The sequence below is a fragment of the Streptomyces endocoffeicus genome (assembly GCF_016741935.1).
Classification (GTDB): domain Bacteria; phylum Actinomycetota; class Actinomycetes; order Streptomycetales; family Streptomycetaceae; genus Streptomyces; species Streptomyces endocoffeicus.
This window is the reverse complement of sequence record NZ_JAERRG010000030.1, coordinates 34319-55353: the sequence shown is the minus strand read 5'-3', so window position 1 is coordinate 55353 and position 21035 is coordinate 34319. Positions and strand designations below refer to the sequence as shown.

The window sequence follows — 21035 nt, the reverse complement described above, 5'->3', positions numbered from 1 at the left end:
CGAGCAGCGGCGCGAAGCGCTATGAGCAGCCGCAGGAGTGGCGGACCACCAGGGCCGAGGGGAACTGCTTGACGCGCTCGCGGCGGGAGCCGGAGAGCCGGACGCCGTCGTCCAGGACGAGGTCGACCGCGGCGCGCGCCATCGCGGGGCGGTCGGAGCCGACCGTGGTCAGCGGGGGGTCGGTGAGGTGGGCTTCCTTCACATCGTCGAAACCGGCCACGGCCAGTTCCCCGGGGACATCGATCCGCAGCTCTCGCGCCGCCCGCAGCACCCCGAACGCCTGGTCGTCGGTGGCGCAGAAGATGGCCGGGGGCCGGTCGGGGCCGGCGAGCAGATCGAGGGCGACCTTATAGGCGTCGTAGCGGTTGTAAGGGGCCTGGAAGAGCCGCCCGTCGGTCGGCCGCCCGGCCTCGCGCATCGCGCGGCGCCAGCCCTCCACATGGTCGGTGACCGGGTCGCCGACGGTCGGGGTTATCTCGGTGCCGCCGAGGCAGGCCACATAGTCATGGCCGTGCTCCAGCAGATGCCGCACGGCGAGCTGTGCGCCGCCGACGTCGTCCAGCACCACCGCCACGTCGTCGATCGCCTCGGGCCGCTCGTGCAGCAGCACCACCCGGGCGTCCCACGCCTCGATCTCCGCCGCCGCGTTCTCGCTCGGGCCCTGGCTGATGAGGATCAGCCCGGACACCCGCATCCCCAGGAAGGCGCGCAGATAGTGCACCTCGCGCTCGTCCAGGTAGTCGGAGTTGCCGACCAGCACCATCTTTCCGCGCTCGGCGGCCGCCTGCTCGACGGCGTGCGCCATCTCCGCGAAGAACGGCTGCCGGGCGTCCGGAACGATCAGCCCTATGAGATCGGTCCGGCGGCTCGCCATCGCCTGCGCGACCCGGTCCGGCCGGTAGCCGAGCTCCTTGATCGCGGCGAGCACCCGCTCGCGCGTGGCCGGGGCGACCGGCCGGGGTCCGTTATTGATGACGTAACTGACGACCGCGGTCGACGTTCCCGCAAGCCTTGCCACATCATCCCGCGTCACCTTGGCCACGCGCGAAGTCTACGCGGGTCCAGCTAGCTGTTGGCCGGTCGTGCGGCAGCGGTCCTCGCCGCGGAGCCGACCGCGCCGTCGGGGTGCCCGCCCCGCGCCGCGCCGCCCGCTCCGGCGTCCCGTGCCGCCGCCTTGGCCCGGGCCTCCTCGGCGGCGCGCTCGACCTTCTCCGGCGCGACGAAGCGGTAGCCCACGTTCCGCACCGTGCCGATCAGGGACTCGTGCTCCGGGCCCAGCTTGGCGCGCAGCCGCCGGACATGGACGTCCACGGTGCGGGTGCCGCCGAAGTAGTCGTACCCCCAGACCTCCTGGAGCAGCTGCGCCCGGGTGAAGACCCGGCCGGGGTGCTGGGCGAGGTACTTCAGCAGCTCGAACTCCTTGAATGTGAGATCGAGCACACGCCCCTTGAGCTTGGCGCTGTAGGTGGCCTCGTCGACCGACAGATCGCCGTTGCGGATCTCCATCGGGCTGTCGTCGGTGGTGATCTGCTGACGGCCCATGGCCAGCCGCAGCCGGGCCTCGACCTCCGCCGGGCCCGCGGTGTCCAGCAGGACGTCGTCGATGCCCCAGTCGGCGGTGACGGCGGCGAGCCCGCCCTCGGTCACCACCAGGATCAGCGGGCAGCCGGGGCCGGTGGACCGCAGCAACTGACACAGGCTGCGAACCTGCGGCAGATCGCGGCGGCCGTCGATCAGGATGATGTCGGCGCCCGGGGTGTCCACCAGGGCGGGGCCCTCGGCGGGGGCCACCCGCACGCTGTGCAGCAGCAGGCCGAGGGCGGGGAGCACCTCCGTCGAGGGCTGGAGTGCATTGGTCAGCAGCAGGAGGGAACTCATCGTCCATCACCTGCCCCGGCCGTCTTCTCGAGGTTGTGCACGCTTCGCTCGCCCATTACGTCGGTTCCTCCTCGGTCCCTTGCGAGAGGGGCACCTCCCGGGCCGTGCCCGGGGGAGTCTGCGGCTACTACTTCGTACAGTCACGCTCCGCGCCCTTGGAGCGACGGTGCGCTCAAACGCGCACCCCGCCCTGAAAGCACAAAAGGACCCGGGGGCAACGTTGCCCGGATCCTCTTCACGACAGAATAACGCACATGACATGTGCCGGAGAGGCTCAATCTGCTCGCCGTTGTCCTTCCACGGTCGCCGCGCGGGAGCAACGGGCCATGCTGCTGACCGATGACGGGGTCTCGATCGAGGCGCGCTACGAACCTTCCCCGGGGGTCGGCACCGAACCCTCCGACCACCTCGCGCTGGTGGTCGGACACGGCTTCTCCGGCGCCCTGGAGCGCCCCGCGCTGCGGCGGGTGGCATCGGCGTTTCACCAGCGTACGGCCGTGATCACATTCTCGTTCCGGGGCCATGGGCGGTCCGGCGGACGGTCCACGGTCGGCGATCGCGAGGTGCTGGACCTGGCCGCCGCGGTGCGCTGGGCGCGCCGGCTCGGACATCGGCGGGTGGCCACGGTCGGCTTCTCGATGGGCGGGTCGGTGGTGATCCGGCAGGCGGCGCTGTACGGGAAGGCCGATGAGATCCGGCCGTTGCAAGACGTACACCAAGGGGAGCGCACAGGGCGCTCAGCGGGGCGCACGGGCGGCGTACGCAGGCCTCCCGTGGACGGGACTCCCGGAGGCGGGACCCCCGGAGGCGGGACCCCCGGGGGCCGGACTCCCGGAGGCCGGACCCCCGGGGAGGTGACCGACGGCGCCGCGCCCGATGCCGTCGTCGCCGTGAGTTCACCCGCCCGCTGGTACTACCGGGGCACCGCGCCCATGCGGCGGCTCCACTGGGCGATCACCCGGCCGACGGGGCGGCTGGTCTCCCGCTACGGGCTGCGCACCCGGATCGACCCCCGCGGCTGGCCCGTCGATCCGCTGTCCCCGGTGGCCGCCGCGCCGCTGATCGCGCCGACGCCGCTGCTGATCGTGCACGGCGACCGGGATCCGTACTTCCCGCTGGACCATCCACGGATGCTGGCGTCGGCGGCGGACCCGGCCACCTCGGAGCTGTGGATCGAGCCGGGCTACGGCCACGCCGAGACCGCCGCCTCCCCCGACCTGCTGGCCCGCATCGCCGACTGGGCCGCGGCCCACGCCTGAACCCGTCCCCGAGCGGTCGCCCATTCGGCTTCCGCCACCGGTATTCGGTTCCCGCCACCGGCTATTCGGTTTCCGCCACCGGCTCGGCGAACTGGGACGCGTAGAGCCGCGCGTACGCACCCCCCGCCGCGAGCAGCGCGTCGTGCGAGCCCTGCTCCACGATCCGCCCCGCCTCCATCACCAGGATCACGTCCGCGTCCCGGATGGTCGACAGCCGGTGGGCGATCACGAAGCTCGTACGGCCGCTGCGCAGCGAGGCCATCGCCTGCTGGATGAGAACCTCGGTACGGGTGTCGACCGAGCTGGTGGCCTCGTCCAGCACCAGGATCGACGGCTCGGAGAGGAACGCCCGCGCGATCGTGATCAGCTGCTTCTCACCGGCGCTGACGTTGGCGCCCTCTTCGTCGATCACCGTGTCGTAGCCGTCCGGCAGCATCCGTACGAAGCGGTCCACATAGGTGGCCTTCGCCGCCTCCGCGATCCTCTCGAAGCTCGCCCCCTCCGCCCCGTAGGCGATGTTCTCGGCGATCGTCCCGCCGAACAACCAGGTGTCCTGGAGCACCATCCCGATGTGGGAACGCAGCTCCTCCCGTGACATCTCGGCGATGTCCACCCCGTCCAGCGTGATCCGCCCGCCGCTGACCTCGTAGAACCGCATCAGCAGATTGACCAGCGTGGTCTTCCCGGCGCCGGTCGGCCCGACGATGGCCACGGTCTGGCCCGGCCGCACCGACAGCGACAGCCCGTCGATGAGCGGCGTGTCCGGCTGATAGCGGAAGGAGACCTCCTCGAACGCGACCTGCCCCCGCACCGCCTCCGGCCGCCGCGCGTCCACCGGCTCGGCGCTCTGCTCCGGCGCGTCGAGCAGCTCGAAGACCCGCTCGGCGGAGGCCACGCCCGACTGCACCATGTTGGCCATGGAGGCCACCTGGGTGAGCGGCTGGCTGAACTGCCGGGAGTACTGGACGAACGCCTGGACATCGCCGATCGACAGCGCGCCGGAGGCCACCCGCAGCCCGCCGACCACGGCCACCAGCACATAGTTGAGGTTCCCGATGAACATCATCGACGGCTGGATCAGGCCGGAGATGGACTGGGCCCGGAAGCCCGCCGCGTAGAGCTTGTCGTTCTGCTCCCGGAACGCCTGCGCGGACTCCTTCTCCCGCCCGAAGACCTTCACCAGCGCATGCCCGGTGTACATCTCCTCGATATGGGCGTTGAGCTTGCCCGTGGTCTTCCACTGGGCGACGAACTGCGGCTGGGCGCGCTTGCCGATGCGCGTCGTCACCCACACCGAGACCGGGACGGTGATCAGCGCCACCAGCGCCAGCAGCGGCGAGATCCAGAACATCATCGACAGCACGCCCACGATCGTCAGCAGCGAGGCCATGATCTGGCTGAGGGTCTGCTGGAGCGTCTGCTGGATGTTGTCGATGTCGTTGGTGGCGCGGGAGAGCACCTCGCCGCGCGACTGCTTGTCGAAGTACGCCAGCGGCAGCCGCGCCAGCTTGTGCTCCACGTCCTCGCGCAGCCGGAACACCGCGCGCTGGACGACGACGGTCGCCACCCGCGCCTGGATCAGGCCCAGGAGCGAGGCGGCCACGTACAGCGCCGTGACCCACAGCAGCACGACGCCGACCGCGTGGAAGTCGATGCCCTGGCCGGGGGTGACGTCCATCGAGGCGATCATGTCGGCGACCGTGCCCTGGTCCTGGTCACGCAGCCGCTGGACGGCCTGCTCCTTGCTGACGCCGTCGGGCAGCTGCCGTCCGACGATGCCCGCGAAGATCAGGTCGGTGGCGTCACCGAGGATCTTCGGGCCCACCACCGCGAGCGCGGTGCTGAGCGTGCCCAGCGCGAGCACCAGCAGGACGATCCCGCGCTCGGGGCTGAGCCGGGCCAGCAGCCGGCGGCTGGAGCCGCGGAAGTCCATGGACCGCTCGGTGGGCTGCCCGCCCATGAAGCGGCCGGGCCCGGCGGCGGGCGCCGGACCCCTGCGGGGCGCCGTGGGGCCGCTCATGCCGCCTCCTCCTCGGTGAGCTGGGAGAGCACGATCTCGCGATAGGTGTCGTTGCCGGCCATCAGCTCGCCGTGGGTACCGGCGCCGACGATCCGCCCCGCGTCGAGGACCACGATCAGATCGGCGCCGCGGATGGTGGACACCCGCTGGGCGACGATGACCACCGTCGCGTTGTCCGTCTCGTCCGTGAGCGCCGCCCGCAGCCGGGCGTCGGTGGCGTAGTCGAGCGCGGAGAAGGAGTCGTCGAAGAGGTAGACGGACGGCTTGCGGACCAGGGCGCGGGCGATCGCCAGCCGCTGCCGCTGACCGCCGGACACATTGGTCCCGCCCTGGGCGATCGGGGCGTCCAGACCGCCCTCCATGGCCGCCACGAACTCCCGTGCCTGGGCGGTCTCCAGGGCCCGCCACAGCTCCTCGTCGGTGGCCTCGGGGTCGCCGTACCGCAGGTTGGAGGCGACGGTGCCGGCGAAGAGGTACGGCTTCTGCGGGACCAGCCCGATGGTCCGGGTCATCGCCTCGGGGTCGAGGTCGCGCACATCCACCCCGTCGAGGTGGACGCTGCCGTCGGTCGCGTCGAACAGCCGCGGCACCAGCCCGAGCAGGGTCGACTTGCCGCTGCCGGTGGAGCCGATGACGGCGGTGGTCCGGCCGGGCCGGGCGGTCAGCGAGATGTCGCGCAGCACGGGCGCGTCGGCCCCGGGGTAGCGGAACTCCACGCCCCGCAGCTCCAGCAGGCCCCGTCCGGCGTCGGCGGGCGCGGGCGCGACGGGCATCAGCGGCGGTACGACACTGGTCCCGGTGTCCAGCACCTCCTGGACGCGCTCGGCGCACACCTCGGCCCTCGGCACCATCATGAACATGAAGGTGGCCATCATCACGGACGACAGAATCTGCATCAGATAGCTGAGGAACGCGGTCAGCGCGCCGACCTGCATCCCGCCGCTGTCGATGCGGTGCCCGCCGAACCAGACGACGGCCACGCTGGAGACGTTCACCACCAGCATCACGGCCGGGAACATCAGCGACATCAGCCGCCCGGCGCGCAGCGAGACATCCATCAGCCCGGTGTTGGCGCCGGTGAAGCGGTCGCGCTCATGGGTGTCACGGACGAAGGCACGGATGACCCGGATCCCGGTGATCTGCTCGCGCAGCACCCGGTTGACGGTGTCGATGCGCTGCTGGACGTCGCGGAACAGCGGCCGCATCCGGCGGGCGATGAGCGTGACCACGAGGCCCAGGGCCGGAACGATGAGCAGGAGCAGCCCGGACAGCGGCACGTCCTCGTTGAGCGCCATGACCACGCCGCCGACGCACATGATCGGCGCCGAGACCATCAGCGTGAAGGCCATCAGGCACAGCATCTGCACCTGCTGGACGTCGTTGGTGGTGCGGGTGATCAGGGACGGCGCCCCGAAGTGGCCCATCTCCCGGGCGGAGAAGGACTGCACCCGGTCGAAGACGGCGGCGCGCAGATCGCGGCCGAGCGCCATGGAGGTGCGGGCGCTGAAGTAGACGGCTCCCGCGGCACACACGATCTGGACGAGGGTGACGGCGATCATCAGGCCGCCGACACGGAGGATGTAGCCGGTGTCGCCCTTCACCACTCCGCTGTCGATGATGTCCGCGTTCATGGCGGGCAGGTAGAGGGTGGCGAGGGTCTGCACCAGCTGCAGTAAGACGATCAGCGTGATCGTTCGGGTATAGGGCCTCAGATACGCCCGTATCAGTCGTACCAGCACACGGAAACCTTAAGTGACGCTCGTCCCGAACCGGCCGTATTTTCGACGAACCGCGCGTGGTCCCGGGCGCCGTCCCGCACCCGTCATCATGGAGTCGGCAGAAGACGGGAAAGGGATCGCGATGGCGATGATGAGCACGCCCGCCGGGACCATCCGGTACTGGGCCGCGGCCCGCGCCGCGGCCGGTACCGCGGAGGAGCCGTACACCGCGTGGACACTGGCGGAGGCGCTCGACGCGGCCCGGCAGCGGCACACCGCGCGGCCGGAGTTCGCGCGGGTCCTGCTGCGCTGTTCGTTCCTGGTCGACGGAGCCCCGGCCGGCACCCGTGACCACAAGACGATCCAACTCGCCGAGGGCGGCACGGTCGAGGTGCTCCCGCCGTTCGCAGGAGGGTGAACCCCGAGCTCATGAGCAACCAGCCGCACCAGCCCCACGAGCCTCATCAGCCCCACGAGCCTCATCAGCCGCAAGGCCAGCAGCCGCAGGGTCAGCAGCCGTATCCCCCGTACGGGTCGTACGAGGCTCCTTATGGGGGATACGACCAGAGCACGCATCCTTACGGTGGCCATGGCGGCCATGGCGGTCCCGGTGGCAACGGCGCTCACGGCGGCAATGGCCAGGGTGCCCAGCAGCAGGCCGACTGGCAGGGGTACGCGGGGTACCCGCAGCAGCAGGGGTACGCCCAGGCCCAGCCGCCGCAGTACCAGCACCCGCAGCAGCCGTACCAGCAGCAGTACCAGCAACAGCCGTACGCGGATCCCTACGCCGCCGCCCAGCAGGGCCACCAGGGGCAGCAGGGCCACCACGGGCAGCAGCCGCACCAGAGCCACCAAGGACATCAGGGCCACCAGGGGCAGTACGCCCAGGGCTGGAATCAGCAGCAGCACCCGTACCACCAGCCCGCCGACCCGTCCCAGGCGCCAGCGCAGGCCCCGGTCCAGGCCCCGGCGCAGGCTCAGGCGCAGGCCGCGACCGCCGAGCCGCCCGCCCCGCAGCCCGACCGGCCGCTCACCGCCGCCGAGAAGGCCAAGGCCGAGGGCCGTCCGCAGATCGTCCACCCGGGGTTCGCCCCCGCCGCCCTGACCTCCGTACTCGCCGCCCTGCTCGCGGCCACCGCGCCGCTGGGCCGCCCGGCCGTCGCCGTCGCGGTGGCGGCGCTTCAGGCGGTCACGGCGGCGGGCTGGTTCCGGCTGAACGGCATGTGGCCCGCCCGGCAGGGCATCGCGCTCGCCTTCGCGGGCGGTCTGGCCGCCGATATCGCCCTGCTCGCCACCGAGCCGTCACACGCCCCGACGGTCGTCATCGGCACCATCGGCGTCTGGCTGCTGCTGGTGCTGATCCTCCAGCTCCGCAGCCACGCCTCCCCGGACGAGCGGCTGTACGGCCTTACGGCCGCCGTGGCGGCCACGGCCCTCGCCGTGCTCGCGGCCGGTCATCTGGCCGCCGTCGCCGAGTCCTCGGACGCCGTGGTGGTGGGGGCGGCCGCCGTCGCCGTGGCCGTGCTCGTCCGGGCGCTGCCGCTGCCGACGGCCGCCGCCGTCGTGGTCGCGCTGGCGGCCGCCACGGGCGCCGGGGTCGGGGCCGGGCAGCTCACCGGAACGGGCACGTCCACCGCCGCCCTGCTCGGATTCGCGGCCGGGGCGTGCGCCCTGATCGGCCACCGGGTCGCCAGCTACGACTACCCCTCGCGCTTCGTCCACCTGACGGCCGGCGTGGCCCTGCCGCTCGCGGCCGCCGCCCCGGTGGTCTATGTGATCGGCCGCGCGCTGGGCTGACTCCCCGGCCCCCGCTCACCCGCGCCGGATAGGCTCGCAGCCTCAGGCGCGAGGGCCTGAGCAAGAGCCTGGGGGACCCACGCACATGCGCGCACTACGCATCACGCTGATCGTCGTCGTGATACTCGGCGGCCTCTTCGTGGCCGCCGACCGCATCGCGGTGTACATGGCCGAGTCGAAGGCGGCCGACAAGATCAAGAGTTCTCAGGGCCTCACCACTACGCCCAATGTCTCGATCAAGGGCTTCCCGTTCCTCACCCAGGTCGTGGGCAAGGAGCTGGACGAGGTCGACGTCGGCGTGGACGGGCTGACGACGGACGCGGGCGACGGACGCAACGTCCGGGTCACCGAGCTCGACGCCCAGCTGCACAACGTCCGCATCTCGGGCAACTTCTCGTCGGCCAGCGCCGACCGCGCCACCGGCTCGGCCCACATCAGCTACGCGGACCTGTCACAGGCCGCCGGTCCGGGGATCACGGTCGGCTACGACCCGTCGGGCACCAACAAGGTCAAGATCACCGGCAGTCTGCTGGGCCTCAGCCTTACCGCCCACTCCCAGGTCACCATCGTGAACGGCAACACCATCCGACTGCACGCCGAGTCCATACCGGGCGGCAGCATCCCCCAGTGGGAGGACAAGGTGCGCGAGAAGGCCGACATGGAGCGGAAAATCGACGGGCTGCCCACCGGCATGCGGCTGGACAAGGTGGAGACCTCCAAGGACGGCATAGACGTCTCGGTCGCGGGGAACAACGTCCAGCTGACGGGCTGACGCGATCAGTACCAGGGGCGTCGGATCACGTCCCTGGTCCATTCACTGAGACGATCATGTCCGCGCATATGGACGCTCCTGCCCGCCGCGGGCCCCTCCGGCCGTGCCTCCCAGCTGTTCACGGTTCTCTCATCTCACACTCCGGACGATAACGTCTCATCATGCGACACGCCGGTGACATGCCCGCCTGTCCGTCCCTACGATCGGACCCATGAAGCGACAGGCGGATCTCACGAAGCGGCGGGCAGTCGACCTGTGCCGCGTCGCCGCCATGCTCTGTCGCCCCGTCTGAATGGGACGCGGTCCGCACACGTCACGGACCGGCCCCCCTCTTCGGCCCGTCAGCCGGGCCTTCCCGCACCTTCGCTCGTACGCTCGCCGCACGCCCCGCGCGGCGCCGCGTCGTGAGCGTGCCCGTACCGCCGCAACTGCCCCGGAGGAGAGAACATGAGCCGCAGTGACGTCCTGGTGGACGCCGACTGGGTCCAGGCCCGTATCGACGACCCCAAGACGGTCATCGTCGAGGTGGACGAGGACACCTCGGCCTACGACAAGAACCACATCAAGAACGCCATCCGGATCGACTGGAAGCAGGACCTCCAGGACCCGGTGCGCCGTGACTTCGTCGATCAGGCCGGCTTCGAGAAGCTCCTGTCGGAGAAGGGCATCGGCAACGACGACACGGTCGTCCTCTACGGCGGCAACAACAACTGGTTCGCGTCCTACGCCTACTGGTACTTCAAGCTCTACGGCCACCAGGACGTCAAGCTGCTCGACGGCGGCCGCAAGAAGTGGGAGCTCGACTCCCGCGACCTGGTCGCCGAGGTGCCGACCCGCGCGCAGACCGAGTACAAGGCCAAGCCGCAGGACACCGCCATCCGCGCCTTCCGCGACGAGGTCGTGGACGCCATCGGCTCGCTGAACCTGGTCGACGTGCGCTCCCCCGACGAGTTCTCCGGCAAGCTGCTCGCCCCGGCCCACCTCCCGCAGGAGCAGTCGCAGCGTCCGGGCCACGTCCCGAGCGCCCGCAACATCCCGTGGTCGAAGTCGGCCAACGACGACGGCACCTTCAGGTCCGACGACGAGCTCAAGGAGATCTACGAGGGCGCGGGCGTGGACCTGTCGAAGGACACCATCGCCTACTGCCGCATCGGTGAGCGCTCCGCTCACACCTGGTTCGTCCTGCACGAGCTCCTGGGCCAGACCAACGTCAAGAACTACGACGGCTCCTGGACCGAGTACGGCTCGCTGGTCGGCGTGCCGGTCGAGCTCGGCTCCGGCAGCTGACCCCTCTCCCTCGAAACGTAAGGACAGACATCCATGTGTGGAGCCAAGGCAGGCGGCCCCGACGCCTCGACGATCAAGCCTGGTGAGACCACGATCCAGGGTTCGGTGACCCGCGACGGCGAGCCCGTCGCCGGTTACGTCCGGCTGCTGGACAGCACCGGCGAGTTCACCGCCGAGGTCCCCACCTCCGCGACCGGGCAGTTCCGCTTCTACGCCGCGGAGGGCACATGGACGCTGCGCGCCCTGGTTCCCGGCGGCACCGCGGACCGCACCGTCGTCGCCCAGAAGGGCGGGCTGGCGGAGGTCGCCATCGCCGTCTGACGCGCTACGACGCGTCGTGACTCACGGCCGGAGGGCCGCACCCCGGGGTTGGACGCCTCGGCGGGGTGCGGTCCTTCGTCTGTCGGTGCGGTCCTCCGTCTGCCAGTGCGGCCCTCCGTCTGTCGGTGCGGCGGTCCCGGACGTACGCTGGACATATGTACGCGCGACGCCGCCACGCATACTTCTTCCTGATGGGCGCGTGTCTGACGCTCTTCATCTCGGCGTGGGCCTTTGTGCGCCTGTGGTCCGTCCCCGCCGCGGTCGCGATGTGCATCGTCGCCATGGTGATCCCGCCCCTGGCGGCGATCGTCGCCAATCGCCGGGGCCCGGACGACCGGTGGTGGGACGAATCGGGTGACGAGGAGTCCGACCGGTGGTGGCGGGAGCTGGACGAGCACAACCACCGGCATTGACCACGGGCCAACCACGGGCCCAATGTCCGAAACCGGGGCTCCGCCCCGGACCCCGGGGTCCCAGGACGAAGCCCCTGGTTCGGACGCCACCTAGTACACGAGCGCCTGGACGCCATCCGGCATGATCTCGCTCACGAAGACCTGAGCGCCCGCGATCCGGGCCCCCTCGATCAGATCCTTCTCCTCGATCTCCCGGCGCGCGGCGCACTGTGTGCACACCGTGATCGTTCCGCCGCCCGTAAGGATGCCGTCGATCAGATCCGGAAGCGGCGCGGCATGCGGAAGCTCGAACTCCGCGGCCCGGCCCGGCAGTGCGAACCACGTCGACTCCCCGGTCAGCCAGAGCGAGACCTCGACCCCGCTCGCCGCGGCCACCGCCGCCACCGTGAACGCCTGGGAGCACCGCTCGGGAGCGTCAGCGCCCGCCGTCACCTTGATCACCAGCTTCTTCGCCATGCGTCAACCTTAGGCTCGGCTCCCGGGCGCCCGGCGCCGCACGGCCACCTGTCTCCACCGGCCGTCCCGGCGGCGACTAGACTCGGTGCCGTCCATCATCTGTTCCGAGGAGCGCGCTCGTGCTTGAGGCAGTCTTCACCACCCTGATGATCCTGGTCGCCGTGGCCACGCTCGGCTTCGCCGCGCTGACCTGGAAGAAGCTGTACCAGGGCCAGCGCTGAACCGCTCCTGCCCGGCCACCACGGCTCGACTCTCGACAGATCGCCTGAATTCATGATCCAGATTCCGTCCGACCTCCACCCGGACCTCGTGCCGCTCGCCTTCCTCCTGGGCAACTGGGAAGGGGCCGGCGTCTCGGACTTCCCCGGGGCCGAGAAGTGCAACTTCGGCCAGGAGGCCACCTTCACGCACGACGGCCGTGACTTCATCGAGTACGTCTCGCACACCTGGGTGCTGGACTCCGAGGGCAAGAAGGTCCGCCCCCTGGAGACCGAATCCGGCTACTGGCGGATCGGCAAGGACCGTAAGGTCGAGGTCGTGATGAGCCGGGACCAGGGCATCATCGAGGTCTGGTACGGCGAGCTCGCGGAGGGCAAGCCGCAGATCGACCTGGCGACGGACGCGGTGGCGCGCACCGCCCACGCGGCCCCGTACTCGGGCGGCAAGCGGCTGTACGGCTACGTCAACAGCGATCTGATGTGGGTCGGCGAGAAGGCCACCCCCGAGGTCGAGCTGCGCCCGTACATGTCCGCGCATCTGAAGAAGGTCGTGGACCCCCGGGAGTGGGCCAAGGACCTCAAGGACCTGCCGGACGACGGGATCGCCTTCTTCCGCTGAGGCCCCCGGCTCGCGCTTTCCGCTCTCCGCCGAGTCGGGCTCTTGCGTACCGCGTCCGGTTCTCCCCCTGTGCGTCCGGCCGGTCACCGCGGGCCCGCCTACACTTGCACCGTGGCGACCACCGACTGGAAGAGCGATCTGCGGGAGCGCGGCTACCGTCTGACCCCGCAGCGCCAGCTCGTGCTCGAAGCCGTCGATCATCTGGAGCACGCCACTCCGGACGAGATCCTCACCGAGGTGCGGCGCACCGCGAGCGGCGTCAACATCTCCACGGTCTACCGCACGCTGGAGCTGCTGGAGGAGCTGGGCCTGGTCAGCCATGCCCATCTCGGCCACGGCGCCCCCACGTACCACCTGGCCGACCGGCACCATCACATCCATATGGTGTGCCGGGACTGCACGGATGTGATCGAGGCCGATGTCTCCGTGGCCGACGCCTTCACCCGGCAGCTCCGGGCGGACTTCGGCTTCGACACCGATCTGAAGCACTTCGCGATCTTCGGCCGGTGTGCCTCCTGCTCCGCCCGGCAGCGCGCCGGAGAGGCCGGTGGAGACCCCGGCCGGCTCGGCGGGGACGGCGCCGCAAACCGCTCCGGTGAGGGCCGAGCCCGCAGGTCGTAGGCTGAGTTCATGAAGAGCCCTTTGCTGTCGCTGCCCGGCGCCGTCCCCGGCGAGGGCCCCGACGAAGGTGTCGCCGCCCACTACGGCGACCTGTTCCGCGAGCAGCGCGCGCTCGCCGACGGCACCGGCTTCGTGGACCTCTCGCACCGCGGAGTGGTCACGGTGACCGGTGCCGACCGGCTCAGCTGGCTGCATCTGCTGCTCACCCAGCACATGAGCGACCTTCCGCCGGGCCAGGCCACCGAAGCCCTGATCCTCTCCGCCCACGGCCACATCGAACACGCGCTCTATCTCGTCGACGACGGCGAAACCACCTGGGCCCATGTGGAGCCCGACAGCCAGGGCGATCTGATCGCCTACCTGGAGAGCATGAAGTTCTTCTACCGGGTGGACATCGCGGACCGCACCGACGAGTACGCGGTCGTCCACCTCCCGGCGGGCAGCATCACCGAGGCCCCCGAGAACTCCGTCGTCCGCGAGACACCGCACGGCCGGGACCTCTTCCTGCCGCGTGAGCGCCTTACCGCCTTCGCCGAGGAGAGCGGCCCGCCGATCGGGGTGCTGGCGTACGAGGCGCTGCGGGTCGAGGCCCACCGGCCGCGGGTCGGCCTGGAGACCGACCACCGCACCATCCCGCACGAGCTGGGCTGGATCGGCTCCGCCGTCCACCTCCAGAAGGGCTGCTACCGCGGCCAGGAGACCGTCGCCCGAGTGCAGAACCTGGGGAAGCCACCGCGCCGGCTGGTCTTCCTCCACCTCGACGGCAGCGAGGTGACGCTGCCGTCCCACGGCGCGCCCATACGGCTGGCCTCGGAGGGCGAGGAGGGCCGCCAGCTGGGGTTCATCACCTCCTCGGCCCGCCACCACGAGCTGGGGCCGATCGCGCTCGCGCTGGTCAAGCGCAATGTGCCGGTGGACGCGGACCTGATCGCGGACTCCACGGCCGCCGCGCAGGAGACGGTCGTGGAGCCGTGAACCCCCCGCCGGTCCGCCGGACCCCGCGGTTCGGCTAGGCCCTGTCCGGTAGATCTTCGCGGATCAGCCCGCGGCGTCTGGTGCGGTGCATCGCAAGGCGGAGGGTCGTCCTCGTACCGGGTTGTACTCGGACGATCCCGACAACGCAGCGAAGCGCCGTGCCAGGCGTCGCGGGCCCGCGAAGATCCGCCGGACAGGGCCTAGACCTCGACGAGCACCGTGAACGGGCCGTCGTTCGTGAGCGAGACCTTCATGGCCGCTCCGAACCGGCCCGTTTCCACGTGTGCGCCCAGCTTCCGCAGCTGGGCCACCACCTCGTCCACGAGCGGTTCGGCGACCCCGCCGGGCGCCGCCGCGTTCCAGGTGGGACGGCGCCCCTTACGGGCGTCGCCGTAAAGCGTGAACTGGCTGATGACCAGCAGCGGAGCGTCCAGGTCCGAGCAGGACCTCTCATCGTGGAGCATCCTTACGGACCACAGCTTGCGGGCGAGCTGGGCCGCCTTCTCCGGGGTGTCGTCATGTGTCACCCCGACCAGTACGCACAGCCCCTGGCCGACGATCTCGCCGACCGTCTCGCCGTCCACGACGACGCTCGCCCCGTCCACTCTCTGTACCACAGCACGCATGGCGACCATCATGCCGTGCGTCCATCCGGGGCCGATCGGGTGGAGAGCCGCTGCACAGGGAGCATCACTGGTGGCACGATGCGTGCAGGCGGTGCAGGCGGGCAGGAACTGCGGGAACGACGCATCGCTGGAGGGGACGGACATCAATGACCACATCGGGCACCGGCCAGCCCATGGCCACCGAGGGCCTGCTGCCACCACGGCCGCCGAGTCAGCGCGGCGGGCGGCTGGCCGACTCCGCCGCCGTGACGGGGCCGGCCGTGACGTCCACGGCGGCGGCGAGCGGCCTGAACGCTCTGCGGCTGCCGGAGTTGCGGGCGCTGCGCCGCTCGGCACAGCGCGAGGAGGCGGATCTCAGCTATCTGCGCAGACTGCTCCAGGGGCGGATCGACATCCTCCGCGCCGAGTTGGGCCACCGCCGTGACCCGGCGCCCGCGGCGGCCACGGCCCAGCCGCCCGCTGCGCTGGTGGACCGGCTGCCGGAGATCCTCGCGGATCTCCCCTCACGGCACCGCACCTCGGCCCGGCATGTCACGCTCGGGACGCCACAGGACGCGGAGTACGAGCGGCTGGCCGAGGAGATGCTGGCCGAGGTGGGCCTGTCCGATCTGCGGGCCCGTACGGACGAGGAACTGCACGGCGCGATGGCCCGCCTCGTCGGCCATGAGCAGCAGGTGTCGCGGCGGCGGCAGGAGCTGCAGCGCACGGCGGACGGCTGCAGCGCGGAGATCGCCCGCCGGTACCGCGAGGGAGAGGCGCAGGTGGACGACCTGCTGGCGTAGGCGGCGACGGGTGCTCGCGGCGTGCTCGGAGGGGGTGCTCGGGGAGTTGTTCGCGGGATGCTCGCCGAGCTGTCCACAGGGTGCGGTGTGATGAAAAGACCTGGTCCGAGGGCTGTGGAAATCGGCGTGCGGCCGGTGGCGGCCGACGCTTAGCGTGTGCGCATGGCCCTCGAACTCCGCACGCCACTCGCCGATTCCGACCTCCCCAACTGGACCGTCGCGCTCAACACCGGCTTTCTGCGTCCGCCGGAGGCGCCGAAGGAGGAGGTGGAGCTGCGGCGGGGGCAGATGGATCTGTCCCGTACGCAGGGGGTCTTCGACGGGGACCGTTGCGTGGCCACCTTCCGCAGCTTCGCACAGCGGCTGACGGCGGTGGGTGGGGCGGATGTCCCGGCCGACGCGATCAGCAATGTCGCGGTGTCGGCCACCCACCGCCGCCGGGGCCTGCTCAGCCGGATGATGGAGCACGATCTGCGCGCCGCCAAGGAGCGGGGCGAGGCGGTGGCCACCCTGATCGCGGCCGAGTACCCGATCTACGGGCGGTACGGCTTCGGACCGGCCACCTGGATCACCGAATGGCGGGTGGACGTCCCCCGGGCCGGTCTCGACCCGCGCCACTCGGCGCCGGTGGACGGCGGCCGGGTCGACTTCGCCGACGCCGACGAGGTGCGGAAGCTGGGCCCCGCCCTGCATGAGCGGCTGCGCGCCGAGCAGCACGGCGCCATTGACCGCCCGGACCTCTGGTGGCGGATCAACACCGGTCAGCGGCAGTTCCCCAACCGCCCCTGGACCGAGCCGTTCTATGTGCTCTACCGCTCCCCCGACGGCTCGGTGGACGGCCTGCTCGCCTACACGGCGGACGACCGCTGGGAGGGCAACAAACGGCCGCACAACACCGCCACCGTGCTCGAGCTGATCGGAGTCACCCCGGCCGCCGAGCGGGCGCTGTGGCATTTCCTGCTCTCGGTGGACTGGGTGACCCGGGTCAACACCGGTCGGCGCGCCCCCGACGATCTGCTTCCGCTGCTGCTCGGCGATCCCCGCGCGGCCCAGGTCACCATGCATGCCGACTGGCTGTGGCTGCGCCCGCTGGATGTGCCCCAGCTGCTGGAGAGCCGCACATACCCGGCCGAGGGCTCGCTGGTGCTCGAGCTGCGCGACGCCGCCGGGCTGGCCGGGGGCCGCTATTTCCTGGAGGCGGGCCCCGACGGTGCGGCGTGTGCGACCACGGGCCGTCCGGCCGATCTCACCATGGACATCGGCGAGTTGAGCCCTCTGTGGCTGGGCGACGAGTCGGCGGTCCGGCTCGCCTCACTGGGCCGGATAGCCGAGGAGCGCCCGGGCGCCGCGGCGCTGGCGGACCGGCTGCTGCGGACCCCGCGCCGCCCCTGGTGCCCCGATGGCTTCTGAGGCGCCCGGTGCTCAGCAGCTGGACTTGAGCAGTCGGCGGGCACCCGTCCCCTGCTCGCCCAGCCGGTCGTAGGGGTTCGCCAGTGCGCACTTGTCGATCGACAGACAGCCGCAGCCGATGCAGTCGGTGAGGTGGTCCCGGAGGTTCTCCAGCTGTTCGATGCGCTCGTTGAGGTCCGCGTGCCAGCACTCCGAGATCCGGGCCCAGTCCTCCTTGGTGAGGACGTGGTCCTCGGGGAAGAGCCCGAGGACCTCCCGGATCCTCGCCAGCGGGATGCCGACGCGCTGCGAGGAGCGGACGAAGGCCACGCGGCGGAGGGTATCGCGGGTGTAGCGGCGCTGATTGCCGGAGGTGCGGCGGCTGTGGATCAGCCCCTCGCGTTCATAGAAGCGCAGCGCGGAGGCGGGCACCCCGCTGCGCTGCGCGAGATCGCCGACCGTGAGCTCATGAGTCTTCCAGGTCAGTTGCGTCATAGTGCCGAGAGTAGCTTGACTTCAACCTTTGTTTAAGTCCGAGGCTCGTCCCATGACGACAGACACCGCCGTCCTGACGGCAACCGCCACGCCCGCATCCGCTACCGGCACCGACTCCCCCATCCGGCTCGCCATCATCATCGGCAGCACCCGCGACGGCCGCTTCGGGCCGAAGGTCGCGGACTGGTTCGCCGGTCATGCGACGCTCCGCTCCGATATGGCCGTCGACGTCGTGGACCTGGCCGAGACCCCACTGCCCACGGCCCTCACCCACCGTCCCGGCCCCGAGGACGTCGCGGCCCTCGACGCCGTGACGCCCCGGCTGGACGCGGCCGACGCGTTCACCGTGGTGACGCCCGAGTACAACCACAGCTACCCCGCCTCCCTGAAGAACGCGATCGACTGGCACTTCACCCAGTGGCAGGCCAAGCCGGTCGGCTTCGTCTCCTACGGCGGCATCTCCGGGGGCCTGCGCGCGGTCGAGCATCTGCGACCGGTCTTCGCCGAGGTCCACGCCGTGACCGTCCGGGACACGGTCAGCTTCCACAACGCGGGCGGGCTCTTCGGGGAGGACGGCCGACTGAAGAACCCCGAGGGCCCGGACACCGCCGCCGGGGCGATGCTCGACCAGCTCACCTGGTGGGCGCGGGCCCTGCGCACCGCCCGCACCACCCACCCGTACGGCAGCTGATCCGCCCGGCGGCGCCGACCCCCGTTGACGGCGCCGCCGGGAACGCGGGCAGCGGTTCGGACGGCCACGACTCAGTCGGCCGCGGCTCAGCCGGTGCGGCGGCGGAAGAGCCCCCCGCAGTGCCTCGATGACCGGGGTGACGGGCTGGTGCTCCGCGAAGCCGTGCGGCCGGCTGGCCAGATCCTTGCACATCCTGGCCATCCGGCCACTCGTCGGTCCCGGGGCCGGTTTCCGAGCATGGTGGGCATGAACGTGCTGTGGATATTCGCCCATCCCGAACAGCGCTCCCTCAGCGGGGCATTGCGCGACGAGGGGCTGCGCGCCCTGCGCGAGGCGGGCCATGAGTACCGGCTGTCCGATCTCTACGCGATGCGCTGGAACCCGGTGGTGGACGGCGCCGACTTCCGGCAGGACGCGGACGAACGCCTCATCGTCGGGGCCGCCTCGCGGCGCGCCCATGACGCGGGGATGCTCAGCGAGGACATCCGCGCCGAGCAGGAGAAGATCGCCTGGGCCGATGCGCTGGTCGTGCAGTTCCCACTGTGGTGGTACGGGATGCCCGCCATCCTCAAGGGCTGGTTCGACCGCGTCTTCGTCAAGGGCTTCGCCTACGGGGTCATCGGGCCGGACGGCCGCACCCTGCGCTACGGGGACGGCAAGCTGGCCGGTAAGCGCGCCATGGTGGTGCTGACCGCCGGGGCGCCCGAGGCCACCATGGGGCCGCGCGGCGTCAACGGCGAGCTCGGCGATCTGCTGTTCCCGCTGCACCACGGCACCTTCTGGTACAGCGGGATGTCCGTGCTACCGCCGTATGTGGTGTACGGCGCGGACCGGGTCCCGCCCGAGGTGTACGAAATCCATGCCGCCGAGCTGCGGAAGCGGCTGGCCGCCCTGCCGACCGAAGAGCCGATTCCGTTCCGCCGTCAGAACGGCGGGGACTACGACGAGCGCCTGGTGCTCCGCCCCGACCTCCTGCCGGGCCGCACCGGCCTCTCCGTGCACTACGCACAGCCCCGCACCCCGGCCGCCGAAGACGCCCAGGACACGCAGGACACGCAGGACACGCAGGACACGCAGACCGCCGTGAACGGCTAAGCGGGCGGCCACAGCTCCAGCCGCCAGTCGTTGCACCGCATCATCGTCCCGACCGGATACTCGAACTCGCACTCGCCGAGCAGCGTGAACCCGGCCTTGCGGCACACCCCGTTCGACGCGGGGTGGCCGACGGACGGATACGCGTGCAGATACCGACGGGTCCGCTGCGCCGCGGCCGCCCGAGCCACCTCCCTCGCGGCCGCGGCCGCGATCCCCCGGCCCTGGAACGGCGGCAGCACGGCCCAGCCGGTCTCGTACACCGACTCGCCCCGCCACTCCCGCTCCCAGTACCCGATGCTGCCGGCCGTCTCGTCCCCCGCGTCCCCCTCGGCCCTCTCGTCCCCCTCCAGCAGCACGATCCGGTACATCCGCCCGGCGCCCGGCCCGGTCAGCTCGGCATACCGCCGGTGGCGGACCAGGATCTTCTCCTCGCTCTCCGGTCCGCCCAGGTGGCTCGTCATCTCCGGGCTGTTGACGCGGCGCAGCAGCTCGAGGCAGAGCGCGCTGTCCTCCCACGGCTCGAGCCGCACCCGCACCCCGCTCGCCCCACCGGACATGCGCCACCTCCCGCCGTCGGCGCACCCTGCGCCCGCCTTCCGTTCATTCGACCACGGGGGTACGACAACGGCCTCGCGCCCAGGTCACGGCCCGTCCCGCCCGTCCCCGCCGCCCCCGCCCGTCCCGCCCGGCGTCAGCCCGCCGACGCCACCGGCTCCAGCAGCGCCATGTCGTCCTCGTCGAGGGCGATCCGCGCCGCCGCCATGTTCTCCTCGAGGTGGGCCAGTGAACTGGTGCCGGGGATCTGGATGATCGCGGACGAGCGGGCCAGCCCCCAGGCGAGGGCGATCTGATGCGCGGTCGCACCGTGCCGCTCCGCGACCGTCCGCAGGTTCTCGTTCTCCAGGCCGGTGTGGCCGCCGCCCAGCGCGAAGAACGGCATATAGGCGATCCCGGCCGCGGCGCACTCGTCCACCAGCGCCCCATCGGCCTGATCGAGCACCCCGAACCGGTTCTGCACCGCCGCGACGGGCGCGATCGCACGGGCCTCGGCGAGCTGTTCGGCGCTCACATTGCTCACCCCGAGCTCCCGCACCAGCCCCTCCTCCCGGAGTGCGGCCAGCGCGCCGAACCGCTCCCCGATCGGCACCCCGCCCACCTCCTTCAGCCGCCCCACCCGCAGGTAGACCAGGTCGAGCGCGTCCACGCCCAGCTGCCGCAGGTTCTCGTCCACCAGCCCCCGCAGCTGCTCCGGCCGCGCCTCCGCGTACATCTCCCCGGTCGCGGTGCGCAGCGGCCCGATCTTGGTGGCGATGGTGAGGTGCTCGGGGTACGGGTGCAGGGCCTCGCGCAGGATGTCGTTGGCCCGCTCGGTGGCGGAGAAGTAGAAGTCGGCGGTGTCGATATGACGGACGCCCAGCTCCACGGCGTGCCGTGCGACCGCCACGGCCGTGGCCCGCTCGACGACGGGACCGCCCCACCGCCCCGGCAGCTGCATGGCCCCGAAGCCCAGCCGATCGGCCGGTGAGGATGGGTACGACGAGGCGAACAAGGATGAGAAGGATGAGGTCATGGGGCAGCATGCGCACCTTTTCGCCCCGACCAC

24 protein-coding genes are annotated in these 21035 nt (G+C 71.2%); 15 read left to right on the top strand and 9 right to left on the bottom strand.

The features are described 5' to 3' along the window. Window positions 1-19: 19 nt before the first annotated feature. Together JK364_RS44235 and JK364_RS44230 are read right to left on the bottom strand one after the other, a co-directional pair. A complete protein-coding gene (locus JK364_RS44235; RefSeq protein ID WP_201857100.1) occupies window positions 20-1042 on the bottom strand; it encodes a LacI family DNA-binding transcriptional regulator in 1023 nt (340 codons plus the stop codon). Window positions 1043-1065: 23 nt separating this feature from the next. After that, window positions 1066-1878, bottom strand: coding sequence for a response regulator transcription factor (locus tag JK364_RS44230; protein ID WP_201857099.1), 813 nt, complete (start codon window positions 1876-1878; stop codon window positions 1066-1068). Between the two features lie 254 nt (window positions 1879-2132). Here JK364_RS44230 and JK364_RS44225 point away from each other — a divergent pair, with 254 nt between their 5' ends. Continuing rightward, entirely contained in the window at window positions 2133-3137 is a 1005-nt protein-coding gene (locus tag JK364_RS44225) for an alpha/beta hydrolase (protein ID WP_201857098.1), read from the top strand. 61 nt (window positions 3138-3198) lie between these two features. Here the strand turns inward: JK364_RS44225 and JK364_RS44220 are convergent, their stop codons facing one another. Together JK364_RS44220 and JK364_RS44215 are read right to left on the bottom strand one after the other, a co-directional pair. Continuing rightward, the gene (locus JK364_RS44220) at window positions 3199-5157 is read right to left on the bottom strand and encodes an ABC transporter ATP-binding protein (RefSeq protein ID WP_307841576.1); all 1959 of its coding nucleotides are present in this window, start codon (window positions 5155-5157) and stop codon (window positions 3199-3201) included. Continuing rightward, entirely contained in the window at window positions 5154-6896 is a 1743-nt protein-coding gene (locus JK364_RS44215) for an ABC transporter ATP-binding protein (protein WP_201857097.1), read from the bottom strand. Before JK364_RS44215 ends, JK364_RS44220 begins: the two co-directional genes overlap by 4 nt. Window positions 6897-7017: 121 nt before the next feature. On the opposite strand from JK364_RS44215, the gene JK364_RS44210 reads away from it, so the two are divergent. The 7 genes from JK364_RS44210 to JK364_RS44185 all read left to right on the top strand — a co-directional run bounded on the left by JK364_RS44210 (window position 7018) and on the right by JK364_RS44185 (window position 11465). After that, a complete protein-coding gene (locus tag JK364_RS44210) occupies window positions 7018-7293 on the top strand; it encodes a MoaD/ThiS family protein (RefSeq protein ID WP_020869510.1) in 276 nt (91 codons plus the stop codon). A gap of 11 nt (window positions 7294-7304) precedes the next feature. After that, window positions 7305-8672, top strand: a complete 1368-nt coding sequence (locus JK364_RS44205) for a hypothetical protein (RefSeq protein WP_201857096.1) — start codon at window positions 7305-7307, stop codon at window positions 8670-8672. A gap of 85 nt (window positions 8673-8757) precedes the next feature. Continuing rightward, the gene (locus JK364_RS44200) at window positions 8758-9444 is read left to right on the top strand and encodes an LmeA family phospholipid-binding protein (RefSeq protein WP_201857095.1); all 687 of its coding nucleotides are present in this window, start codon (window positions 8758-8760) and stop codon (window positions 9442-9444) included. Between the two features lie 211 nt (window positions 9445-9655). Then, a complete protein-coding gene (locus JK364_RS58225; RefSeq protein ID WP_351229977.1) occupies window positions 9656-9736 on the top strand; it encodes an Ms5788A family Cys-rich leader peptide in 81 nt (26 codons plus the stop codon). A 155-nt stretch (window positions 9737-9891) separates the two neighbouring features. Next, window positions 9892-10731: a sulfurtransferase gene (locus JK364_RS44195; RefSeq protein WP_201857094.1), complete on the top strand. Its 840-nt coding sequence runs from the start codon at window positions 9892-9894 to the stop codon at window positions 10729-10731. A gap of 33 nt (window positions 10732-10764) precedes the next feature. Further along, on the top strand, window positions 10765-11052 hold the full coding sequence (locus JK364_RS44190) for a DUF1416 domain-containing protein (protein ID WP_020869513.1): 288 nt from the start codon (window positions 10765-10767) through the stop codon (window positions 11050-11052). Between the two features lie 155 nt (window positions 11053-11207). Beyond that, on the top strand, window positions 11208-11465 hold the full coding sequence (locus JK364_RS44185) for a DUF3099 domain-containing protein (RefSeq protein WP_014053929.1): 258 nt from the start codon (window positions 11208-11210) through the stop codon (window positions 11463-11465). A gap of 90 nt (window positions 11466-11555) precedes the next feature. Here JK364_RS44185 and JK364_RS44180 read toward each other — a convergent pair whose 3' ends face one another. Next, window positions 11556-11921 carry a DsrE family protein gene (locus JK364_RS44180; RefSeq protein ID WP_014053928.1) on the bottom strand — a complete coding sequence of 122 codons (366 nt, stop codon included), beginning with the start codon at window positions 11919-11921 and terminating at the stop codon, window positions 11556-11558. 273 nt (window positions 11922-12194) lie between these two features. On the opposite strand from JK364_RS44180, the gene JK364_RS44175 reads away from it, so the two are divergent. From JK364_RS44175 to ygfZ, 3 genes are all read left to right on the top strand, one after another. Continuing rightward, on the top strand, window positions 12195-12758 hold the full coding sequence (locus JK364_RS44175; RefSeq protein ID WP_201857093.1) for a heme-binding beta-barrel domain-containing protein: 564 nt from the start codon (window positions 12195-12197) through the stop codon (window positions 12756-12758). 111 nt (window positions 12759-12869) lie between these two features. Further along, entirely contained in the window at window positions 12870-13379 is a 510-nt protein-coding gene (locus JK364_RS44170) for a Fur family transcriptional regulator (protein ID WP_201857092.1), read from the top strand. Between the two features lie 9 nt (window positions 13380-13388). Then, window positions 13389-14354: a CAF17-like 4Fe-4S cluster assembly/insertion protein YgfZ gene (gene ygfZ / locus JK364_RS44165; protein WP_201857091.1), complete on the top strand. Its 966-nt coding sequence runs from the start codon at window positions 13389-13391 to the stop codon at window positions 14352-14354. Between the two features lie 200 nt (window positions 14355-14554). Here the strand turns inward: ygfZ and dtd are convergent, their stop codons facing one another. Then, window positions 14555-14980 carry a D-aminoacyl-tRNA deacylase gene (gene dtd / locus JK364_RS44160; RefSeq protein ID WP_201857090.1) on the bottom strand — a complete coding sequence of 142 codons (426 nt, stop codon included), beginning with the start codon at window positions 14978-14980 and terminating at the stop codon, window positions 14555-14557. Between the two features lie 146 nt (window positions 14981-15126). On the opposite strand from dtd, the gene JK364_RS44155 reads away from it, so the two are divergent. Both JK364_RS44155 and JK364_RS44150 read left to right on the top strand, forming a co-directional pair. Then, the gene (locus JK364_RS44155; RefSeq protein ID WP_201857089.1) at window positions 15127-15762 is read left to right on the top strand and encodes an RsiG family protein; all 636 of its coding nucleotides are present in this window, start codon (window positions 15127-15129) and stop codon (window positions 15760-15762) included. A gap of 162 nt (window positions 15763-15924) precedes the next feature. Beyond that, complete coding sequence (locus JK364_RS44150) at window positions 15925-17172, top strand: GNAT family N-acetyltransferase (RefSeq protein WP_201857088.1); 1248 nt, start codon at window positions 15925-15927, stop codon at window positions 17170-17172. 12 nt (window positions 17173-17184) lie between these two features. On the opposite strand, the gene soxR is transcribed toward JK364_RS44150, so the two are convergent. After that, window positions 17185-17646, bottom strand: coding sequence for a redox-sensitive transcriptional activator SoxR (gene soxR, locus JK364_RS44145; RefSeq protein ID WP_037955001.1), 462 nt, complete (start codon window positions 17644-17646; stop codon window positions 17185-17187). 52 nt (window positions 17647-17698) lie between these two features. On the opposite strand from soxR, the gene JK364_RS44140 reads away from it, so the two are divergent. After that, window positions 17699-18337 (top strand): NADPH-dependent FMN reductase, encoded by a 639-nt coding sequence (locus JK364_RS44140; protein WP_201857087.1) that lies wholly within the window; start codon window positions 17699-17701, stop codon window positions 18335-18337. A gap of 246 nt (window positions 18338-18583) precedes the next feature. Further along, on the top strand, window positions 18584-19432 hold the full coding sequence (locus tag JK364_RS44135) for an NAD(P)H-dependent oxidoreductase (RefSeq protein ID WP_230993430.1): 849 nt from the start codon (window positions 18584-18586) through the stop codon (window positions 19430-19432). Here the strand turns inward: JK364_RS44135 and JK364_RS44130 are convergent. Both JK364_RS44130 and JK364_RS44125 read right to left on the bottom strand, forming a co-directional pair. Next, entirely contained in the window at window positions 19429-19989 is a 561-nt protein-coding gene (locus JK364_RS44130; RefSeq protein ID WP_201857086.1) for a GNAT family N-acetyltransferase, read from the bottom strand. The two genes, JK364_RS44135 and JK364_RS44130, sit on opposite strands and share 4 nt — an antisense overlap. Window positions 19990-20123: 134 nt before the next feature. Beyond that, window positions 20124-21002, bottom strand: a complete 879-nt coding sequence (locus tag JK364_RS44125) for an oxidoreductase (protein ID WP_201857085.1) — start codon at window positions 21000-21002, stop codon at window positions 20124-20126. Between the last annotated feature and the right edge of the window lie 33 nt (window positions 21003-21035).